Source organism: Bacillus suaedaesalsae (genome assembly GCF_016890225.1).
Lineage (GTDB): Bacteria > Bacillota > Bacilli > Bacillales > SA4 > Bacillus_BS > Bacillus_BS suaedaesalsae.
Window position 1 is genome coordinate 250491 of the sequence record NZ_JAFELM010000031.1, and the last position, 21675, is coordinate 272165.

At 35.8% G+C, this 21675-nt stretch carries 26 protein-coding genes; 6 read left to right on the forward strand and 20 right to left on the reverse strand.

The annotated features are described in order from the left end of the window. Positions 1–201: 201 nt before the first annotated feature. The 6 genes from bshC to JR050_RS12895 form a co-directional block, all read right to left on the reverse strand. On the reverse strand, positions 202–1836 hold the full coding sequence (gene bshC / locus JR050_RS12870; protein WP_204203888.1) for a bacillithiol biosynthesis cysteine-adding enzyme BshC: 1635 nt from the start codon (positions 1834–1836) through the stop codon (positions 202–204). Between the two features lie 82 nt (positions 1837–1918). Beyond that, the gene (locus JR050_RS12875) at positions 1919–2302 is read right to left on the reverse strand and encodes a DUF3397 domain-containing protein (RefSeq protein WP_204203889.1); all 384 of its coding nucleotides are present in this window, start codon (positions 2300–2302) and stop codon (positions 1919–1921) included. Positions 2303–2315: 13 nt separating this feature from the next. After that, complete coding sequence (locus tag JR050_RS12880) at positions 2316–3203, reverse strand: 2-dehydropantoate 2-reductase (protein ID WP_204203890.1); 888 nt, start codon at positions 3201–3203, stop codon at positions 2316–2318. Between the two features lie 177 nt (positions 3204–3380). Further along, positions 3381–4922, reverse strand: coding sequence for an acyl-CoA carboxylase subunit beta (locus tag JR050_RS12885; protein WP_204203891.1), 1542 nt, complete (start codon positions 4920–4922; stop codon positions 3381–3383). A gap of 20 nt (positions 4923–4942) precedes the next feature. After that, entirely contained in the window at positions 4943–5155 is a 213-nt protein-coding gene (locus tag JR050_RS12890) for an acyl-CoA carboxylase biotin carboxyl carrier protein subunit (RefSeq protein ID WP_204203892.1), read from the reverse strand. Between the two features lie 15 nt (positions 5156–5170). Beyond that, entirely contained in the window at positions 5171–6505 is a 1335-nt protein-coding gene (locus tag JR050_RS12895) for an acetyl-CoA carboxylase biotin carboxylase subunit (protein WP_204203893.1), read from the reverse strand. Positions 6506–6791: 286 nt separating this feature from the next. On the opposite strand from JR050_RS12895, the gene JR050_RS12900 reads away from it, so the two are divergent. Further along, entirely contained in the window at positions 6792–7247 is a 456-nt protein-coding gene (locus JR050_RS12900; protein ID WP_204203894.1) for an N-acetyltransferase, read from the forward strand. Positions 7248–7307: 60 nt separating this feature from the next. Here the strand turns inward: JR050_RS12900 and JR050_RS12905 are convergent, their stop codons facing one another. From JR050_RS12905 to JR050_RS12920, 4 genes are all read right to left on the reverse strand, one after another. After that, positions 7308–7928, reverse strand: a complete 621-nt coding sequence (locus JR050_RS12905) for an RsfA family transcriptional regulator (protein WP_204203895.1) — start codon at positions 7926–7928, stop codon at positions 7308–7310. A 208-nt stretch (positions 7929–8136) separates the two neighbouring features. Then, the gene (locus tag JR050_RS12910; protein WP_204203896.1) at positions 8137–8910 is read right to left on the reverse strand and encodes an enoyl-CoA hydratase/isomerase family protein; all 774 of its coding nucleotides are present in this window, start codon (positions 8908–8910) and stop codon (positions 8137–8139) included. Positions 8911–8993: 83 nt separating this feature from the next. Then, positions 8994–9167: a 50S ribosomal protein L32 gene (gene rpmF / locus JR050_RS12915; RefSeq protein WP_204203897.1), complete on the reverse strand. Its 174-nt coding sequence runs from the start codon at positions 9165–9167 to the stop codon at positions 8994–8996. A gap of 37 nt (positions 9168–9204) precedes the next feature. Continuing rightward, positions 9205–9717: a YceD family protein gene (locus JR050_RS12920; RefSeq protein WP_204203974.1), complete on the reverse strand. Its 513-nt coding sequence runs from the start codon at positions 9715–9717 to the stop codon at positions 9205–9207. Between the two features lie 248 nt (positions 9718–9965). Between JR050_RS12920 and JR050_RS12925 the strand changes: the two genes are divergently transcribed. Then, positions 9966–11207 (forward strand): nucleotidyltransferase, encoded by a 1242-nt coding sequence (locus tag JR050_RS12925; protein ID WP_204203898.1) that lies wholly within the window; start codon positions 9966–9968, stop codon positions 11205–11207. Between the two features lie 474 nt (positions 11208–11681). Here the strand turns inward: JR050_RS12925 and JR050_RS20560 are convergent, their stop codons facing one another. Both JR050_RS20560 and JR050_RS12935 read right to left on the reverse strand, forming a co-directional pair. Further along, positions 11682–12698 carry a SepM family pheromone-processing serine protease gene (locus JR050_RS20560; RefSeq protein WP_346726751.1) on the reverse strand — a complete coding sequence of 339 codons (1017 nt, stop codon included), beginning with the start codon at positions 12696–12698 and terminating at the stop codon, positions 11682–11684. Continuing rightward, a complete protein-coding gene (locus tag JR050_RS12935; protein WP_239454369.1) occupies positions 12691–13482 on the reverse strand; it encodes a patatin-like phospholipase family protein in 792 nt (263 codons plus the stop codon). Before JR050_RS12935 ends, JR050_RS20560 begins: the two co-directional genes overlap by 8 nt. A 247-nt stretch (positions 13483–13729) precedes the next feature. Between JR050_RS12935 and ylbJ the strand changes: the two genes are divergently transcribed. Next, positions 13730–14944, forward strand: coding sequence for a sporulation integral membrane protein YlbJ (gene ylbJ / locus JR050_RS12940; RefSeq protein WP_204203900.1), 1215 nt, complete (start codon positions 13730–13732; stop codon positions 14942–14944). Positions 14945–14975: 31 nt separating this feature from the next. Here the strand turns inward: ylbJ and JR050_RS12945 are convergent, their stop codons facing one another. The 3 genes from JR050_RS12945 to rsmD form a co-directional block, all read right to left on the reverse strand. Next, positions 14976–15470 (reverse strand): GNAT family N-acetyltransferase, encoded by a 495-nt coding sequence (locus JR050_RS12945; protein ID WP_204203901.1) that lies wholly within the window; start codon positions 15468–15470, stop codon positions 14976–14978. A gap of 78 nt (positions 15471–15548) precedes the next feature. Further along, a complete protein-coding gene (coaD, locus tag JR050_RS12950; protein WP_204203902.1) occupies positions 15549–16028 on the reverse strand; it encodes a pantetheine-phosphate adenylyltransferase in 480 nt (159 codons plus the stop codon). 40 nt (positions 16029–16068) lie between these two features. Continuing rightward, a complete protein-coding gene (rsmD, locus tag JR050_RS12955; protein WP_204203903.1) occupies positions 16069–16632 on the reverse strand; it encodes a 16S rRNA (guanine(966)-N(2))-methyltransferase RsmD in 564 nt (187 codons plus the stop codon). Between the two features lie 513 nt (positions 16633–17145). Between rsmD and JR050_RS12960 the strand changes: the two genes are divergently transcribed. Then, complete coding sequence (locus JR050_RS12960) at positions 17146–17532, forward strand: DUF7147 family protein (RefSeq protein WP_204203904.1); 387 nt, start codon at positions 17146–17148, stop codon at positions 17530–17532. Positions 17533–17728: 196 nt separating this feature from the next. On the opposite strand, the gene JR050_RS12965 is transcribed toward JR050_RS12960, so the two are convergent. Beyond that, the gene (locus JR050_RS12965; protein ID WP_204203976.1) at positions 17729–18004 is read right to left on the reverse strand and encodes a YlbG family protein; all 276 of its coding nucleotides are present in this window, start codon (positions 18002–18004) and stop codon (positions 17729–17731) included. A gap of 152 nt (positions 18005–18156) precedes the next feature. Here JR050_RS12965 and JR050_RS12970 point away from each other — a divergent pair, with 152 nt between their 5' ends. After that, a complete protein-coding gene (locus JR050_RS12970) occupies positions 18157–18489 on the forward strand; it encodes a hypothetical protein (RefSeq protein WP_204203905.1) in 333 nt (110 codons plus the stop codon). Positions 18490–18509: 20 nt separating this feature from the next. Here the strand turns inward: JR050_RS12970 and JR050_RS12975 are convergent, their stop codons facing one another. The 4 genes from JR050_RS12975 to ylbD all read right to left on the reverse strand — a co-directional run bounded on the left by JR050_RS12975 (position 18510) and on the right by ylbD (position 20745). Next, positions 18510–18956: a YlbF/YmcA family competence regulator gene (locus JR050_RS12975; RefSeq protein WP_204203906.1), complete on the reverse strand. Its 447-nt coding sequence runs from the start codon at positions 18954–18956 to the stop codon at positions 18510–18512. 629 nt (positions 18957–19585) lie between these two features. Further along, a complete protein-coding gene (locus JR050_RS12980; protein ID WP_204203907.1) occupies positions 19586–20011 on the reverse strand; it encodes a hypothetical protein in 426 nt (141 codons plus the stop codon). A gap of 102 nt (positions 20012–20113) precedes the next feature. Then, positions 20114–20353: a YlbE-like family protein gene (locus JR050_RS12985; protein WP_204203908.1), complete on the reverse strand. Its 240-nt coding sequence runs from the start codon at positions 20351–20353 to the stop codon at positions 20114–20116. A 5-nt stretch (positions 20354–20358) separates the two neighbouring features. Beyond that, on the reverse strand, positions 20359–20745 hold the full coding sequence (gene ylbD, locus JR050_RS12990; RefSeq protein WP_204203909.1) for a YlbD family protein: 387 nt from the start codon (positions 20743–20745) through the stop codon (positions 20359–20361). A gap of 249 nt (positions 20746–20994) precedes the next feature. On the opposite strand from ylbD, the gene JR050_RS12995 reads away from it, so the two are divergent. Next, a complete protein-coding gene (locus tag JR050_RS12995; RefSeq protein WP_239454370.1) occupies positions 20995–21504 on the forward strand; it encodes a PaaI family thioesterase in 510 nt (169 codons plus the stop codon). The last annotated feature ends 171 nt before the right edge of the window (positions 21505–21675 follow it).

Sequence of the window (21675 nt, forward strand, 5' to 3'; positions counted from 1 at the left end):
TTACATGTACTATTCTCTCTCATAATCACAATTCCTGCAAGAGGGCATTTACTTTTTCTTGAAAAAATATGTTAAAAAACTTGGCTAGCACCGAGTCCTTGGAGCTAGTATTGGCTTTTCCTCTTTTATGTGTTCGGAATAGTAGAATAAAATTCTGATAAAAAAAAACTCTTCACCTTTTGGCGAAGAGTTTCAAATTGTTTAAATATATATAACCTTATGAGTGAATTCAGATGATGATGTTCGTTCCAACATAAGTGGAATGAGGTCAAAACCATATATGTTGAGAAAATAAAAAATGTTTAACATTCTTTCCTGTGGGTAATCATTTGGTTTAACCAAATTTTGAATACGATTGTATTTTTTTAAGGTGATTTCATGTTTTCTTTCAGATTGTTTATGAAACTCCTGTTCTAGAAAATCAAGCTGACGATGAATAAGCTCTTCGTTCTTTCTAACGATTTGTTTTAAACTATCATGAATTGAAGTTGCCTTTACCTCAAGCTTCTCATAAGACCCGCGAAGAACTTCCTTCATTAAAGTAATTTCGTCATTCGCTTCATGGTCCATAATCTCTCGAAGGAATTGTTGTTTATTATGATTTACACCTTTTTGCAGGACATCATCCGTCTGTAAGTTTAATTCTTCGATTTCCCTTTGTACTGGCCTCGTAATGATTGTAGACATTAACCTTGGAAAAACTGGAGGCATCTTGCGATCAACAGCTTCAAATACCTCTTTTAACTCTGCCCAATACGAAATCTCTCCTGGCCCTGCTACAAACGAAAGTGTAGGAAGTAAAAATTCCTGCATTAATGGCCTCGTTACGACATTGTTACTAAATAAATGTGGCTCTGTTTCTATTTTCTCGATGAGTTCAACTTCCGAAAAGCGACATTCTCTTGCCTTTCCTTCGAAATATGGAATGCCATCTTCTAGCTTGTACTCCAATAGTACACGATCACCATTCACATGATAAAAGAGATGGGCAGTATTACTCTCTGTTTCAATTAAGTTTGAATAACCTTCTGCACTTTTTTTATGTTGCTGCTTATGTAGGGCCTGATCAATTTGGGCATTATTTTTCACTATACTATCAAAGTAAGGAATTTCAATTTGACGTAACTCTTTACTCGCAGAATCCATTAAAATTAATCCTGTATCCTTGAATAAAAGAAAAACAAGTCTAGCAAAAAAATCTACATATGTATTTGATTCGTGTACGCACGTTTTTACTTTTTGGATAATGTCTTTACTTAGATTTGTTTCACCAAAATAGAAAAACACTTCATCCACCCATTGGAGACAAGCATCTTTATCGATTTCACCGTCACTAAGAGATTTTTTCGTTCTCCATTTTTGAGGTAATGGTACTTTTTTTATCGTCTCATTTTTCTCAGTAAAGATGTGGTTCACTTCTTCAAAGTCGTGATCCTCTCCAGCAATCCAGAAAATTGGTAGAACAGGTCTATTTACTTTTTCCTGTAACTGACGTGCTTGATGAAGTATAGTTATCAATTTATTAATGGTATATACAGGTCCCGTTAGAATCCCAGCTTGTTGTCCCCCAACTACAACCATAGCGTTCGGATCTTCTAGCATCTTAATATTTTGAAGTGTAGATTCATCTGCTCCGAGCGCTGAATTATAACGAAATAAATACTCCATCACTTCTTTTCGCGGGAATGAGTAGTGTTCGAGTTCTTTTGCCCTCTCCACAAATGCACTCTGTTCAAAAGGAGAATAATGAAAGTATTTTGTTAATTGCATGCTTTTATTTAAGTAATCTGAAATGAATTGATTTGCTGCGGGCACATTATGCTCACGTATCTCCATGAAAGACCTTCCTTTCTAGGACCCTAAATTTCTCCCTAGAGTATAGCACCTGGAAGAGAAAAAAGAAAAATTATTGCTTGAGCTATAGTTCCCAAATCCTAATTGATAACCCATATATCGTTAACCCTAGATGAAATACTAGAAAAAATAAGAAGTTACATCTCCATACACCTTTAACAACCTTTGAGAAATTTACTTCTTCATTAACTTTCCATTGTAAAAATAAGAAAATGATTGCAATAAGCAAAATAAAAATTAATATATACGATACAAAGGAAACGTTAAAAATCACCTGTCCTAAATAGTTGACAGAGAAAATTAAAAAGAAGGTTGTCATATCAACTGAGTATTGAAATGCTCTTCTTTTCTTTTCCACTAGTGAACGCAAAGCAATAAAAAATAATAAAAAACCTAAAAGAGGTATCGTAATAATTGTTGCTAGTACCCCAGAGAATAAGGAAGCCATCGCACTCTCTCCTTTATTTTTCTAACCCTTTAATTCCGTTATACAAAAAATCAATAATAGGAGTTGAATGGTTGTTTTTCTTTAGATGTGTTTGTATATAGCCTAATATACTCTCAATTTCGGTTTTGTTGTTTTGCTCAATATCTCGTAACATTGATGAGCGATTATGAGCTGTTTTCTCGCATACCGAAACGACTGTATTCCACCATAAAACCGGATCGCTAGGATTAAGTAATAAAGTAATTTCTTCAAACAGATTTTTAAATAACTGATGAAAGTAAGGATTACTTAGGAGTTGACCATTTTCAACTCTGAATAAAGCAGTTAATGGATTAATCATTGCATTAACCACTATTTTTCCAATCAACATTTCGTACCAATCATTTATTTCTATAATCGGAAATCTTTCAGAAGAAATTGAAGGCACGATTGACCTCAGCAATTCTTCATTCCCTTTATATGTACTGATCTTCGTGATTCCTACTCCGGTATGTAAAACAGTATTACCGTTCTCTTTTAGCGCACCATGTTCTACGACACCAACTAATAAAGCTAGATGTGGCAAGCTATCCACAAAATCAATATGACTCATTCCGTTTTGTATAAATAAAATAGGAATGCTAGAATGTATATTTCTCAGTGAATCTTGTATTTGTTGAATGTGATATTGCTTAACAGCGACAATCACGAGGTCATGGCTTGTTATCCCGTGAGAGATACAGGATGCTTGTACAGCATGATTAGAACTTTGGTCGTCCACAAGTTTCATAATCCCTTTTTCATTTAAAAGGGTAGCCTGTTGTTCTGTCCTTGTATATACAGTTACTTGGTGATTTTCTTCAGCGATATAAGCTCCGAAAAGGAGGCCAATTGCCCCACCACCAACAATACCAACATCCATGGTAATAACTCCTTTAGACCTATAATACTTATAGTTTATCAAAAAATCAGCCTAAACTGTTTAATTATTTCGTTAGTTTTCATAATTTTTATTCAATCACGAGTTAATTTCAATCCTTTGAAGTATTCTAGGGAAAATGAAAACCCTATGAACAGAGGCTCATAGGGTTTTTCGACATTATACTGGATATACAGGATGTTTACGTTCTCCAAATGGCATTTCTTTTGTTTCGTACAATGCAAATCTATTAACTAGAACATCTCTTAGCTCAGAAGCTGCGACAATGTCATCGATAATCATTTCTGATGCTAACTTATAAATATCAATATGCTCTTTGTATTCTTGTTGCATTTTCTGAACAAATTGTATTCGTTCTTTTGGATCTTCTATTTCGTTAATTTTGTTCGAATAAACTGCATTCACTGCAGCCTCTGGTCCCATAACAGCAATTTGAGCAGTTGGAAGTGCAATACAGCAATCTGGTTCAAATGCTGGACCAGCCATTGCATAAAGACCCGCTCCATATGCCTTACGAACAATTACAGAAATTTTCGGCACAGTTGCTGAACTCATCGCTGCGATTAACTTCGCACCATGTCTAATAATCCCTGCTCTCTCAACCTTCGTACCAATCATGAATCCTGGTACGTCAGCTAAAAATAATAACGGAATATGAAATGCATCACAAAGCGTGATAAACTTTGCAGCTTTATCAGCAGAATCTACGAAGAGAACCCCACCTTTTACCTTTGGTTGATTTGCGATAATTCCAACTGGACGACCATCTAATCTAGCTAATCCTGTAATAATCTCAGGAGCAAATAGTTTTTTAATTTCAAAAAAGCTACCTTCATCGATTAGTGAATCGATTGCCTCGTACATATCAAAAGGAGCATTTTGGTTCTCTGGAACAATCTCTGTCAAGGAACGTCCTTGCTTTGGTTTAAATCCATCGGAGAGAGGAGCTTTTTCTGTATAATTACTTGGGAAGTAATCTAGGTACGTACGCGCAATAGCGATTGCCTCTTCCTCATCTTGAGCTAAGATATCACCACATCCACTAACCGAACAGTGCATGCGTGCTCCACCCATCTCCTCTAGTGTTACTTTTTCACCAATTACCTTTTCTGCCATACGTGGTGAACCTAAATACATAGATGCATTTTTATCAACCATTACGACAATATCACAAAAGGCCGGTATGTATGCTCCACCTGCAGCGGATGGTCCAAATAGCAAACAAATTTGTGGAATCATACCAGAAAACTTGACTTGGTTATAAAAGATTTTCCCTGCTCCTCTTCGGTTCGGGAACATATCAAGTTGGTCTGTAATACGAGCTCCTGCTGAATCAACTAAATACAACATAGGAACTTTTAGCTTTTCAGCGGTTTCTTGGATTCGGATAATTTTCTCAACTGTTCTTGCACCCCAAGAACCTGCCTTAATTGTTGAGTCATTTGCCATTACACAAACGGTTCTACCTTTAATCTTTCCGATTGCCGTGACAACGCCATCTGCCGGAAGGTCTTTTGCGCTGTTATTTGCAAACATGCCATCTTCTGTGTATTCACCATTGTCAAATAATAAACGTAAACGATCACGAACAAACAACTTATTTTGTTCCTTTAGCTTCTCGTGATATTTAGGTGCTCCTCCAGAAGAGATTACTGATCTTTTCTCATTTAATTGCTGCTCAAGTTGTTCAGTCTTTAGCACATTGTTCACCTCGCATTAATTTATTTCAACACTACTAAAATGTCACCTTCATTTACAAAATCACCTATGTTTACTTTAATTTCTACTACTTCACCAGCTTCTGTACTTTCAACTGGAATTTCCATTTTCATTGATTCTAAAACTAATAGCGTTTGACCAGCAGTCACACTTTGTCCAACCTCTGTTATAACGTTAAATACTGTTCCTGCCATACTTGATGTAATTTCTTTCATTTTCATTTCCCCCAATTATGCTTTAATCTTTGTTAAATATGATGTAGTATAGTTTCCTATTTGGTAGGATTCCTCTGATAAAATTTCTTCGAATAGAGTACCATTATGTTTAATTCCATTAATCGTGAGTTTATTAAAAAATGCTTTTGCCTTCTCTATTGCTTGGAGACGATTCTCACCATAGACAATTACCTTTGCTATCATCGGATCATAAAACGGAGTAACGGTTGAACCACTCTCATACCCATAATCGATTCTAACTCCTTCACTCATCTCGTAAGAAAATTGTTCAATCTTCCCAGGTGAAGGCATAAATGTAGTAGGATTTTCAGCATATAGTCTAAATTCGATAGAATGACCATTTGACGTAATTTCGTCTTGGTTTTTCGGAAGTTTTTCTCCAAAGGCCACTAAAATCTGCCACTCTACTAAGTCCAGTCCTGTTACCATTTCTGTTACAGGATGTTCCACCTGTAATCTAGTATTCATTTCTAAGAAGTAAAAGTTTTCGTTTTCATCGACAACAAATTCAATTGTTCCTGCATTTACATAATCAACCGACCTTGCAGCCTTTAGAGCAGCTTCACAAATTTCCACTCTCTTTTGTTCTGATAAGAATGGACTTGGTGACTCTTCAATAACCTTTTGATTACGGCGTTGAACAGAACAATCACGTTCAAATAAATGCACGATGTTTCCGTGAGTGTCACCGAATACTTGCACTTCAATATGTCTTGCATTTGTGATGAACTTTTCAAGGAAAACCTCGTCATTACCAAAGTACGCTTTTGCTCTTGTCTTCGTCGTTTGGTATGCATTTCTTAATGCTACTTCGTCATCACACTTTTGCATGCCAATACCACCACCGCCACCACTTGCCTTCAGCATGACAGGATAGCCTATTTCTGAAGCAAATGAACAAACTTCTTCGATATCAGAAAGTCCATCTGCACTCCCCGGTACCACAGGTACTCCTGAATTCTTCATTGTTTGACGAGATGCAATCTTATCACCCATTAAAGAAATTGTTTTTGCTGTAGGTCCAATAAATCGAATACCCTTTTCTTCAACTTTTCTCGCAAATACTGCATTCTCAGAAAGGAAACCATAGCCCGGATGGATCGCATCTACCTGTTCTTGCTCTGCAATCTCTAATATGAAATCAGCATTCAAATAAGATTTTTGAACAGGAGGCTCCCCAATACAATAAGCGACTGTTGCTTCTTTTACATATGGCAGCTCTTTATCCGCTTCAGAATATACGGCTACAGTCTCGATATTTAAACGTTGACACGTTTTAATGATCCGAAGTGCTATTTCTCCCCTATTAGCGATTAGAATCTTTTTCAAACCCACCAGCTCCTTTCTGCCCTCGAACATTGAATGTTATCTCTAGTTAGGAAATAACACGGTAAGCTTCCTACAGTTGCCTAATATAAAATTAAGCCACTATCAGTAATATTTCTTTACTTTTCATAAAATTCCTTCTTTCATTGTAACCGCTTTCGCAAGTTTGTGCAGAATTTTTTGTTTTTTTGTATTATAATGTAGGAAGAATAAGTTGAAATCATTTTTATTTCTCGTTATTTTTTTGTATGATAAAGTAGAGATGGTATCCGACAAAGGGGGATATAAAATGGCAGCATTTAAAGTTGAAAAACTTCGAGTTAATTATAAAACATTAGAAGAATTTAAGAAATTTAAAGAATATGGTTTGCAGGAATTGTCTATGCTTGAAGACCTTCAAGCGAACATTATGGAAGACGATATCGAATCGCCATTTTACGGAATTTATTATGGTGATAAGTTAGTTGCGCGAATGAGTTTATACCGTGTCGATCAAAAGGAAGACAAGTACTTTAATCCTCCACAAGAGTACTTAGAGCTTTGGAAATTAGAAGTACTAGCTGATTATCAGCAAAAAGGATTCGGAAAAGCATTAGTCGAGTATGCAAAAGGCTATAACTTACCAATTAAAACAAATCCTCGGATTAAATCTGCAGAGTTCTGGAGCAAGATGGACTTTGTTCCAGTTGAATACGATATGGAACGAGATTTTGGTGCAAATCCACTTGTTTGGTACCCGAATTAGAGAGCAATAATTTTACTTCAAAATGAAAACCAGCTAGAGTTACTAGCTGGTTTTCATTTATTATTTTTCCACTTTTTCTAAGCTTCCATTTCTTTCAATTTGGAATTTTACTTGGCGATTTTTCGGATCTTCTTCTTGGAGCATCATCATTTTTCTAGCACGGTCCATAATCCCCATTAACGCTTTATAATCTTCTTTTACGAGATCTAATTGCTTCTCTACTTCTTTTTTCTCTTTTTTCAATCTAGTATTCTCGTCTTCTAACGAACTCACCCGTTCCTTCAAGTGATCATATTCCTCTTTTAACGTTCCTTGCGTATCTTCCGATTGCTCATATCTTCTTAAGTACGCAATTACATCAGATAATGTTAATTGGTCATCACTATTTAGACTATTTTCTTCATTCGAATGTGTATCTTCTACCACATGAGCCTTCGGAGTTGGACCTTCCTTCTTTAATTCTTTCCTTTGTTGCTTTGCTAATTCAATTCCTTGTTTGTATTGTTTCCTAACGTAAGAATTCCACCTAAACCCACATGCAGCTGAAGTTCTCGATAGATTTCTACCAACTTCTTCAAATGCTGAGAGTTGAGTGCCACCTTCTCTAATATATTTCAATACAACTTCTGCCAATAGTAAATCCTCATCTTGTGTCCAAGCATCTTGACGTACTGTTGTCATTCCAAAACCCCCTAGTCACTTTTTTATTTCATACATATGCGACTAGTAGAAAAGATAGACATAGGAATACTCTAGTAAAGGATAATTTTTTTATTTTTCCACCTTAAATAAGTTGTTGATATCCATGGAAGATACTCGCTTACAGCAGTTGAAGGGGGTAATCTCCCTTCCAACCTACTTCATAAAATCAAGTCTTTTTAGTAACTTATTAATTTTTCTTCCTAGCTAAAAAGGCATTTACTGCGTGGTGATGTTCCTCACCTTCCCAAAGGATTGAGCATTGTTTAATTTCCTCGTTCATTCTAGATTTTAAGTTGGAGGATAACCATTTTCTGACTGACATCGCTTTATATGATGCAAGTACATCAGATGAACTGTTGTTCAATAACTCTTCAATCCATTTGATTCCTTCCTCCTGGAATTCTCCTTCGTCAAACACTTGATTAATAAAACCAAGTTCAACCCCTGTTTCAGAGGGAATAACGTTAGCTGAATATAGCATTTTACACGCTCTATCAAAGGGAATCTTTTCTAATAACATTGTTCCTCCTCCCCAGCCCGTTGTGATTCCTAGCTTACCTTGAATGAATCCAAATTTAGTTGATTCCTTTGCGATACGAAAATCACATGCTGTTGCAATTTCACAACCTCCGCCCACTGCTACTCCATTCATAAGAGCAAAAGTGGGACGATTTAATGTCATGAGTTCAAAGAGTATATCCCCCATTTTAGACAGCATCGAGTATGCTTCTTCTTCCGTATGTAAACCGTGAAATACAGATAAATCACCACCGGAACAAAATGCCTCCATTCCCGAACCTGTTATGATTAAACCTTTTATTGATGAATCTTGTTTCACCGTATGTATCGCTTCTTTAAATCCTTCCATTACCTGATAATCGATTGCATTTCTTACGTCCGGGCGATTAATTGTAAATAACAGTAATTGATTGTGCAAACGCTCAAGTTTTGTCTTTTTCATAATCAATTTCCCCCATGCTTTGTTTATTATGTTTATATGAAAAAAACCGTACTAGATTCTAGTACGGCCTTAGTCTTCATGTATTATTTGTTTACTACTTCTTTCCCTTTGTATGTTCCACACTCTTTACATACACGGTGAGCTAATTTCATTTCACCACAGCTTGGGCATGCCACCATACCAGGAATTTCTAACTTGAAATGTGTACGGCGCTTTCTCTTTGCAGTTTTAGATGTTCTTCTAAAAGGTACAGCCATTCGTCCCACCTCCTTAAAAAGTCACATAGTTACATTGTTACTTATCTTTTTCAAAAAAGTTGGCTAATCCAGCAAGACGCGGATCAACTTTTTCTTCTAGTTCAAGTTCGGTTATGACTTTCCAACCTTGTCCCACTTGAGGTGCACTTTTCTTTTCATCTGGATTCTCCGCAAAGATTTGCATTGGAATCTCTAAAAGAATGTTCTCCTCAATTACAGGCATTAAGTCAATCACTTCACCTTGAGGTTCATGAAAATCCACATCAACCTCGTATTCTGCAGGTTGCAGAAGAAAATGTTCAGTTGTCGTAATGTCAAATGGCAATTCAACATCCACTAACGTTCTAGAACACGGTAGCACAAGCGTGCCAGTTAGATGTAAATGAAAAGTTGCTTTATCACTACTCACGTCAACCCTGCCAGTCACTTTCACTGGAGATACGTCACGTATTTCATGATTCTTCTTTTTCAGTTCACTAACTTCAATAACCTCATCAAGTGTTAGAGGTTTATGAAGATATTTTTTCAACTGATGTATATGCCATTTCATCATGTTCACCTCTATGAGCAACAAAATAAATTATAGCTTTGTATAATAGAATTGTCAATATTTTTTCTTTACACTATACTTATGATTATACAAGGCAAAACCGAGCGATTGAATGCTTGTTATATCGCTAAAGTACACTTTATCATGTTTGTCTATGAAATGCCAATTGATTCAATACTTAAATTTTTATTGAAATACTAGTTCGGACCACTTTTCTGGTCCTACTCTATCCAAAAGTGGGTGATTTCATGAAATCTGCTGGTGTAATTGTTGAATATAATCCTTTTCATAACGGACATTTATATCATTTACAACAAACAAAGGAAGTAACCAGAGCAGATGTTGTAGTTGCTGTGATGAGCGGATATTTTTTACAACGCGGGGAACCTGCATTATTGTCAAAGTGGGCTCGAACCAAAATGGCTTTAAGCTCAGGAGTTGACATTGTTGTTGAGCTTCCGTATGCATTTTCAACGCAAAAGGCTGAATTGTTTGCTAATGGAGCAATTTCTATATTAGAGGCCATGAACGTGGATGAGGTTTGTTTTGGTAGTGAATCAGGGAACATTTCTTCCTTTTTAGCAACCTTATCGGCTATGGAAGAAAATAAGGCTGCATTTGATGTACTTGTTCAAAAATATAGTAGGGAAGGCAACAGCTATCCGAAAGCAGCATCACTTGCATATCGAGCACTAAATATACCTGATGCAACGGTCGACTTAAGCCGTCCTAACAACATTCTTGGATATCATTACGTAAAAGCAATAGCCGATCAAAAAGCGCGTATTAAACCGATAACCATTACTCGCACGGGAGCTAATTATCATGACGAGCATTTTCAATCCCCTTCCATTGCGAGTGCAACCAGCATTCGAAAGGCCTTATTTTCTAATGAAGGTACCTTGCAGGATATTTTAAACTACGTTCCTGAAGCTACGTACACTTCTCTATTTGATTATAAAAAGGTTATGGGACAGCTGCATGACTGGGAACAATACTTCTCCTTATTAAAATATAAGGTCTTAACAACTGACCTTAATGTCCTAGCAAGTTTATATGAAATCGAAGAAGGACTCGAACACCGTATAGTTTCTTCTATAAAAGAAGCAACGAGCTATCATGAATTCATGGAAAACTTAAAAACAAAGCGTTATACGTGGACAAGACTTCAACGAGCATGTACACACATATTAACTCACACGAAAAAGGATGTTATGAAACGTGTAACAGCTGATCATAAATCTTCTTACATCCGATTATTGGGAATGAGTCAGAATGGACGAGCATATTTACAAAAGTATAAAAAGGAACTTCCGTTACCTTTACTCACAAAACTAACGTCACAGTCGAATGAAATGCAGCAATTAGACATTAGAGCAGCGACTACATATGGTATGGTTCTACCAGAGCCAATACGTTCAGAGTGGATGAAAACGGAGTACTCTACTCCACCTATACAGTATGATGAGGAAAGTAAATCATTTTTATAAAGAATTACACTAAAATACCAGTTAGATAGATAAAAAAGAAGCTGGGACATAACTAAATAATGGCGAATAATATCTAAATTATTCTACCTATTAAATATGATATTTTTTTCCTACCCATTGCTATTTATTAATCAGTTAAGCTGGAAGAACAAGTTCGTTCCATTGCGCTGCAGACACTCGCTTTCCTCTACTTCCCGCAGGAGTCGAGTGTCTTCCGCTCCATTCCACTAGTTTTTATAAATAGTATGCAAAATCAAACAAATTTATTGAAAGCAACAAATAAAGACCCGAACTATTAGGTGAAAGATATTGCCTAATAGTTCGGGTTTATCATTGGCTGAAATACTTATGTCTCAGCCTCGTTTGCGTTCCCTTGCTCTAGTGCTCATGACAAAGTATAAGTTTACTAAGAACGCCCATGTCCTGTGGGCAACGTAGACTTCAGTACTCTTGATTACAAGTCCGCTACCTTATTTATTTCATGGATTCTAAATAGTTTAATGCATCGTCTAATGTATCAACAGGAATGACTTTCATCTCCGTTTTTATTTCTGTTGCTTTTCGTATGGCATCATCATAATTAAAGTGCGCTCGTGGAGCGAAGAAGTATTCAGCTCCTGCTTTATCCGCTGCTACTACTTTATGGACAATTCCTCCAATTGGGCCAACTTTACCATCGTAATCAATCGTACCTGTACCTGCTATTTTATGCCCTTTTGTTAAATCTCCTTCAGTTAATTGATTGATAATTTCTAATGTAAACATTAATCCTGCAGATGGCCCACCTACAGCTGAAGTATCGAACTCAACATCCGGATCCACACTAATTTCACGATCTGTTACTAACGATATACCCACTCCTACTTTTGCAGTGTCCTCAGGAAAAGGCATGAGTGAAATGACTTTTTCTAATTTCTTATCGTCTCGCTCAAGTGAAACTGTAACAGTATCCCCTTTTTTTAGGCTGCCTACTGTTTCTATAAACTGTTCTGAACTTTCAAGAGGCTTACCATTTAACTCGTATATACGATCTCCTACTTCTAGCTTCTTCTCTGCATCCATTCCTTTAACTATGCTCATGACGTATACACCATTGTATTTGTATGCAACTTCTTTCCCTGCTTTTTCATATGCAACTGCAATAGCGACATTTTGAGATAAATCCATAGCATGAAGCTGTCTATAGTAATATTCTTTGTCACTTTCACCTTCTACTCTCATATCCTCTGCGGGAATCAACTCAAGGTTTGATGAAATATGTGACCATACATATGTATACGGGTTTATTTGACCACGACTAACCCCAACAGTTGTCATTAAAAATTCTCCTGTTGCTTTGTCACCTCCATCAACTTTTACGATGGGGGAAAGCTCATACGCCTCTCCTGGCAAGTTTAAGTAGTACGGTAGCTTAATGAAGTTAACAATGAAAATTATGATGATTGAAATAACGATAAATGCGTATTTTCTTTTTGTATATCTTTTACTCACTATTTTTCTCCTTCCATTCTTGAATCACTTTAATGATAGAAGGAAGTACAAGCTCTGCTTCCTCTTCCCCGATTTTTATAATTTCGTCAATATTAGTAAAGGCTCTAGAACTAAAATTCTCAACATGTGGTCTTATCATAATGTCTGAAGCAATTTCCCGATGCTGGACTAATTCGTCTTGCATAATGTCAATACTTTGTAAGATCACATCAAAAATAGACGTAATTTCCTCATTTATTTTAACATGCGAAACATCAACAGCGATAATTAAATCTGCCCCCATATCACGGACGACGGAGACAGGAACTCTATCACTCACTCCTCCGTCAACTAATAATCTATCGTTCACTTTGACTGGAACAAAAATTCCTGGTATTGAAATACTAGCACGAACAGCATCTGCAATCGGACCTTTTTGAAATACGACCTTTTCCCCATTTTTTATGTCTGTTGCGACAATTGATAGAGGTATTTCTAAGTCTTCAATATTCTTTCCATGTGTAAATACTTTTACTAATTCCTTCACTCTATTTCCCGCAATAAACCCCATCTTTGGTACCGTGAAGTCTAAATAATATTTTCTCTTAAACGCAATTGCCAGTTTATATAACCGATCTATTGGGTGTCCAGCAGCATAAAAACTTGCTACTAGTGCTCCCATGCTACTCCCTGCAATAAAATCGATTGGAATATGATTCTCTCTTAGCACTTTTATAACGCCTAGATGTGCAAATCCTCGTGCACCTCCAGATCCTAAAGCTAGACCTATTTTTGGATGTCTCAAGCATATCACTTCCCAAAAGTTTTTTCATTGTTTAATACAAAACTCATGGTCTAAAAGAGACCCCTATACACGTATATTGATACAGTAGTGGACAACCGCTACATGTCTTATATGAATTCAACATACTTATAATCTGACTTGTTTTTCAATACTTGAAATTACAAGAAACTCCTCAAAAAAATAGCCTTTCTCATTCATACTCGATGAACAATTATTTTAGAAGTTCAATTCTTTAGGAGGTACTCGAGTGATATTATCTAGAGTAAAAACTTTATTTTTAGCAGCCTTTGTGACCTTGATGGCAATTGCCCTTATCTCCTTTCCACAAGAGTCATTTGAGGCTTCCATAAGAGGACTTGATATGTGGTGGAAGGTTGTATTTCCTTCACTATTACCTTTTTTTATCGTTTCGGAAATGTTAATTGGGTTTGGAGTGGTTAGCTTTATTGGGGTTATATTAGAGCCAATCATGCGCCCTTTATTTCGTGTACCTGGGATTGGTGGATTCGTATGGGCGATGGGAATGGCTTCTGGATTTCCAGCAGGAGCAAAGTTAACAGCCAGAATGCGTCAGGAGGAACAACTAACAGCAATCGAGGCAGAACGTCTCGTCTCTTTTACAAATTCTTCAAATCCTTTATTTATTTTTGGTGCTGTTGCGGTTGGATTTTTCCATGACCCGAAAATAGGACTTGTTCTCGCACTTGCCCATTACTTAGGAAATATTTGTGTAGGATTAATCATGAGGTTTCACGGTGCATCAGAGCAACCGAAAAAAACAAAAGGTAACAAAGGCATTTCTATTATTGAAGCATTTCGAGTATTACATCGTACTCGAGTAAAGGATAATAGACCGATTGGAAAACTATTAGGAGATGCAGTTTTATCTTCTATTAAGACGTTATTAATGATTGGTGGATTTATTATATTATTTTCAGTACTAAATCAAATTTTATCTTTAGTAAATATCACACAATTTTTCAGTATATTTATTTCATTATTTCTACAGCTTTTACACCTATCACCTGAGTTAAGTGTACCTTTTATTTCAGGACTATTTGAGATTACACTTGGTAGTGATTTAACAAGTGATACTGAAGCTTCTTTATTACATAAAGTAATCATTACTAGTTTTATACTAGGTTTTTGTGGTTTCTCTGTTCAAGCACAGGTTGCAAGTATTTTATCTGAAACCGACATTCGCTTTCACCCATTTTTTATCGCACGTATCTTTCATGGATTTTTAGCTAGTATTTTTTCCTTTTTGTTATGGAAACCCCTTTACGAAAATGCAACAGAGAGCAGTGATTCACCTGTTGTCCCTGTATTCAACATGGTTCAGAGTACATCGAATGATATGGCTCAATTATGGAATGTGCTGAACGAGCTTGGCCCAATTTTTACGATTCTCTCATTATTCTTATATGTAATTTTATTATCTAGAAGATTATTTGAAAAATAATACAATCTTAAAAACCCCTGAACAGGGGTTTTTATAATGCGAGATGATAAACAAATAATTCTCCCTTTATTCCCATAACTCTTATACCTTTATCATTGAATCCGCTTTTTTTATATAAGCTTTGGGCTGTTACATTTCGTTTATTAACGGCCAGTATTACTTCATTTGCATCTCTGAAGTGTTCTTTTATAAATGCAGGAAGTATTTGCATCGATTTCTTAGCGATTCCTTTTCCTTGAAACGATGTTCGAACTGAATAGGCTCTTAATAATAATGCGTTCTCGTTATTAGTATAATTTTTCACACCGTTATATCCGTGCAAAACAAAGAATCCAACAGGCAAACCATTAGCATGAATAATGATTGGATTTCGATCTTCCTCTTGTTCGCACATCTCTATCGCATCTAAAGAAAACGCTGTATAGTAAGAATGATCCTCCGAAAGATCATAGGTTTGAAGATGTTCCCTAAACCCCTCATTGTAAAATTCCAATGTTATTTGATCTATGTCTAATGTTAGTGACATGGCCGCACCTCGGTTTTACATTTTTTACTAATTATACCATATAAAAGAAGCACTCACGTATGTGAGTGCTTCAAACAATTATTGAAATTTCTTTTTTAAAGCTTCTTCTACTGCTAAAGGTACTAGGTCTTTAATATTTCCGTGATATTTTGCTGCTTCTTTTACGATTGAAGAACTAAGGAACGAATATTGGTTATTTGTCATCATGAAAAGAGTTTCTATATTTTCATTTAGCTTTCGATTCATGCTTGTAATCTGCATTTCATATTCAAAATCTGATACAGCTCTGAGTCCTCGTAAAATAGCATTTGCGTTAATACTTTGAGCATAATCAATTAACAAACCTTGATATGAATCAACTACTACATTAGGAATTTCTGTAGTTACTTCTCTCAATAACTCTTTACGCTCATCTACTGTAAAGAGAGGATTTTTAGATGAATTATTTAATACGACGACATATACCTTTTCGAATACCTTCGAACCACGTTTAATAATATCCAAATGACCTAAAGTAACGGGATCAAAGCTTCCTGGACATACTGCAATTTTTGACAAAATGGTTCCCCCTTCATTACAACTATGTAACTCTTATAGCTCAAGATTCAATATTTGGATAATGGTAAATCGAAATTGCAGTTATTCCATAGACCTCATGTCTTTTAAGCTCTAATTTCCCAATTTGTTCAGGCAATTCAGCTTCTACTGCGTGTTCGACAACAATGGCTCCGTCTCTTTTTAAAAGGTTGTTCACGTCTAGAATAGAGATAAGCGCTTTCAATTTATGATTGTGATAAGGCGGGTCTAAAAAGATTAAATCAAATTGAACTTCTCTCTTGATGAGCGCTTTCAATGCACGTTCTGCATCATTACGATAAATTTCAGCTTGTTCTGTTAATCTACATGTTTCCACGTTAGTGCGAATAGTAGTAATAGCCTTTTGTTCTTTGTCTACAAATATAACTTTATCTAATCCTCTACTTAATCCTTCTATTCCTAGGCCACCACTACCACCAAACAAGTCTAATCCAATTCCCCCGTCGAAATATGGACCAATCATGTTAAAAATAGATTCTTTAACCTTATCCGTTGTCGGTCTTGTAGACTGACCAGGAACAGCTTTAAGTGGATGTCCTTTACATGTACCAGAAACGACTCTCATATATTTTCACAACCCTTATGTAACATTAACGAATTTAAATGACAATGGATGACAAAATTCTAGCCATTCCACCAACAACTTTTATCCTAACATAATTAGCTAGAAAGGAAAACATTTGTCATGTTAACACTTTTCCTTGCTTTGAATAACTTTGTTTCTCTAGAATTGTTTTCTATTTGGTACATTGCATTTCTTTAAAATATCACAAATAAATTAAGTAGAAATGTATAGCTAATGTTCATTTGGTCATACTTAGTAGTAACAACATCCTTTGCGTGATGTTGTTGCCAACCGCGGAGAAGACTTACGTTTCCCCATAAGTTCTTCCTCCGGTTTCTCCTCTCCCTTTGCCTTCTTACTCTTAAAGCTAGCTTTAAGAAATAGAGGGACCCTGTAGTTTCGATAAACTACAGGGATTTTTTTATGGAGAATTATAACTAAACTAACCATATAATATTCTATGGATTTTATGGTATCATGTAGAATGATTTCAGCTGAAAGAGAGGATACAATATGGTACAACGATTTATCGAACTAGGTGAAGGGTATTCCGATATTTATGAGCTCATAGAAATCGGAAAAACGAATAAACATCGTATTAACGCTCTTATAGAATTACATACAACAAAGGGTGAAAAGAAAGTAACGTCTGTAGCCATTGCTTTACATCCTACAGCAGTCGGCGAGTTCTTGCCCATATATATTTGTAAAGAAGGAATCCCACTTTCCTCCGAGAAAACGAGTGGAAGATTAGCTTTATTTCATAACTTAAGCGAAGAACTAGAAAAACCTATATCACGCTTTGAGGTAAAGAATTCAAATGCATTTGCTGATGATGCACTTTACTATCAGTATTTAACCGGTATTCTACGCCTATATCATGTTATTCCACATATATAATAAGAAAAGCGCAAGCGCCAAAGTTAGCCTCAGGCATAGCAATTGTTCCAAAGAGAATAAAAGGATGGGGTTCCCTTTTATTCTCTTCGGGTTATTTGACATCAGGCGGGCTGGGCGCTGGAGCTAGACACTAAACATATCCAAAAACTTATACTTTCTTATCTATAGATAAAGGACTCTCTAGTTAGAGAGTCCTTTAAATACCTACTTTGTAGTCATATTCCTTTGCCTTATCTGGTCTTGAGTTTTCATACTCTGTTTTAATGAATGGCTTGTAGGAAGGTTCCACAGATTTTACAAATGGCAAAGCAGATAGCTTTTTCATCAATTGTTCCGTTTCTTCCATATTGCAATATAAAACACAGTATTTTAGTCGTTTGGATACATAATGTATGTTGCCGAAACGACGTAGGTTTTTTACTTGCTTTAAATGGTGCAACCAAACTACTATTCCTTGACGCTGTTCAAACATCATTTTTTCCCCTTTGGCTACGATCTATTTCAAGAATAAATTAAATGCTTAGATCAAATATGTATTTTAATAGAAGACTTTCTAAACATAGTCTACATGAAGTATCTTTTGCAAGCAATAATAAAACGTAAATGGAGAAAGGAGACCTAAGTATGGACCTTGATGACATTTGGGTAATGTTCCTTCATGAGCTATCATCCTATCGTCATTATCACTCGGTTAAGAAACAAATATACACAGGAGTTCCCTTTCTCTACATTCAAGTAGCAGAAAATACAAATACATCACAAGAAGACATTGAAACAACCATTAAAAAAGCAGCTGCTCGATCAATGAAAGGAAAGAGACTTCACTCTGAAACAATCTTTGTCAGACAAGAACAACATCTATTTGTATACAGACATCGTTTTTATGTACCTCAAGAAAAGATGTTTTGCTGCGGAAATTTATGTGTTAATTGTGTACGATTACGTAATAAAAAATAACCATAAGCTTTTGCCCATGGTTATTTGCAGCCACAGCTTCCACCAGAGCCACATCCTCCAGTACTACAGGAAGACATAGAATCAAAAAATGGATTGCCTGTTGGAACTTTTATATATTCCGATACAGCTTTCCCAATCAACACACTAATTTCATCAAGCAGCTCCTGTAAATCCTTTTCTGCCTTTTTAAAGTTAGCGATAACTGGATGTAAATCGACTTCTCTCTTTACATACCTTGTTTCCAAATTTATTTCTTTATAATCTGGGTGGTATTTCCCAAAACGTTGAACTTCTTCATAACGCTCTTTTATATGAACAAATCTTTTTATCAGATTTTGTGCTTCTTGATTGGAATGAAGTAGATAATATGCAGTTCGATATTGCTCTGCAACATCTGATTGAATAACCATTCGAGCTAATAACTCTGCTTCCTCTAATAGCTCGACTCTTTCTAAGGTTGCTAACAATCACAACACCTCCTTTTAGTATCATACCATGAAAGAGTGTAGTTACAAAACGAATATACTTGGAAACTTACTAGTTGAAATTTCTTTTAAGACAATAGTTTTTCTTCTACATTAGCACCATCACTACAACAGTAATGCTAATTTCTACGTTACTCACAGGACTTGAACGTAATATTAGAAGGACCTTAATACGAAGAAGGACCAGTACTCTTTTATGATTCGATACCATAATAAAAAAATGAGGCTGGGACAGAAGTATTTCAACCAATGATAAACCCGAACTATTAGGAGAGATTTTAACAAATCTTTCACCTAATAGTTTTGGGTCTTTATTTGTTGCTTTTGATTTGTTTGATTTTGCATACTATTTTTAAAAACTAGTGGAATGGAGCGGAAGACACTCGACTCCTGCGGGAAGTAGAGGAAAGGCTGAGACCCCGCAGGCGTCGCCGAGGAGGTAGGTTTTTTCACGATAGTGAAAATAACCATCAGCTTCCTCCCCGCGGAAAGCGAGTGTCTGCAGCGTAATGGAACGAACTTGTTCTTTCAGCTTAACTGATTAATAAATAACAAAGGATACGAAAAAAAATATACTATTTGAAGATGATTTATTTAGTTATGTCCCATTCTTACGGTATCACAACTTCCATTTCTTTTTGAACTCCATAGCTTGAAGCATCATTTCGTACTAGTTCGAGCTTTAACATGTGTTTACCTGTTGGTAACCCTTTCAGTATAAAGGCGGCTTGATGAATTTCATCAATTTGGCTTCCGTTAAGGTAAACCTTTAAATATCCTTCATTTTGCACGTGTTTTTTAGATTCTTTTGAACTAAAGGTAAAACCATTTACCACTACTTCTACATAAACATCTTTTTTTTTCACTTTATGACGTACCGTAACAGCTTGCTCATTAATAGGTTGATTAGTCTTAATCGTATTCATAACTTCTATGGCTGTGGAATTAGTTCCTAAAGCTTCAGGAGCTTTTGGATCATCTGGTCCACTACAAGCCACACTTAAAGCTAAACATGTAATTAAGAATATGTATTTCATGAAAGGCTCACCTCTTTTTACATATTGTTTGCCCAAATCATGAAAAATACACAAATAAAGTGGATGTCATGAACTTCATCCACTTCATTTATAGGTTCACTGTTAATCATTTTGTCTCATAACTTGAAACATACTTATCATCATTTGAGCCATCTGCAGTTTCTGAGAGAAACTTGTCACTTTATGAGGAATTGTTTTTCCAAAGTATTCTTTTGATGAAAGATCAAACTGTTCAAGAATTGACGGGTCTCTTGCTAATTTGCGATACCAATAAGGTTGTTCACGAATATATTTCACATAATCCGGATTTGCCCGTATGACTTCCATAATTTCTTTTCTCATCGATTTCAATCCTTACTGTAAAAAAAAGGGTTAGTTGATTGCTTTGACTTATTAGAATCATCTGTCCCTTTAAATTGACTAATGATTTGATGTATCGTTGAAAGCGCATCTCCTACTGAGGCCATATGTTGTTCAACTTGAGCAAGATCAATACCTTTCACAGCTGTTAATATCGTGGACATAAAGTCATTTTTTTCGGATGACTCCTTCTTCTTTTCTTTGTCGTCTTGATATTCATTCCAAATTGGATCATCCTCACCAAGTAAATACCAATCTTCAAACAGTTCTTGCCAAGTTTTCTTTTTACTTTTTACCTCATTAGCTAATTTAGGGTGTCTTTTTACGAACTCCTTAAATTTTTGGATAGAAGGATGTACAGTTTTTTGACTCATGCTTCTCACCTCTATTTTCCATACTACGTTATATATGCCTACACTATATTGTAGTTTTGAAACAGAAGTTGGTTCGCCCATTTTCACCTTAAATGCTTTTATTCATACTTGGAAATTGCTATGATAGTATAATAAAAATGATTACCAAGAATTTTGGTGGTATGCGGGACAGTGGAATAGGTAAAAACACTTCACCAAAAGCTTGATTTAAATCGGGCAATAACAACACCTTTAGAAAGGAACAAGTAAATGGTAAATACAAAAATAAAGATTCAAGAGCAAGTAGATCAATATTTACAAAATGCAACTGAAAAAGATCAAGAAGTATTGGAGTTTGTACTAGAAGGGCTACTAAACAAACAGAATCAGATTAACCGTTCATACTTAGGCGGTTTACTACATGAAACTAGTTATTTCAATGAAGAAGAACTCACATTTCACATGACCATTCCAAACAGCTCGATTATACAAAATGCTTTAAACATTGCGCACGGAGGAATAACTGCTACACTGTTAGACTCGGCAATGGGAACGTTGGCAATTCATGTATTACCTAGTCACTTAGCTGCTGTTACAACTGAAATTAAAATTAATTATGTTGGTCCAGGGATTGGTGAGAAGCTCACTTGTGATGCCTCTATTATTCATAAGGGGTCAAAAATTATCGTTTGTGAAGGTAAAGTGTACCGTGACGATGGAAAGCTAGTTGCTCACTCTACAGCAAGCTTCTTTATCATCCCACGTGTTACGAAAGATTAATGGTCACTGCTGTCGTTATTCCTATTCTCTTTTTCTATTTTCTTTACATCACAGTAAAAGAACGTAAAAAGAGAATTAAACAATGGACAGAATATGGGAAAGTGCGAGAGGAAAGTGTAGTACAGGGTAAAATCGTTCAAGTACACAAGGCTACGGAGCGTTATATTGGAA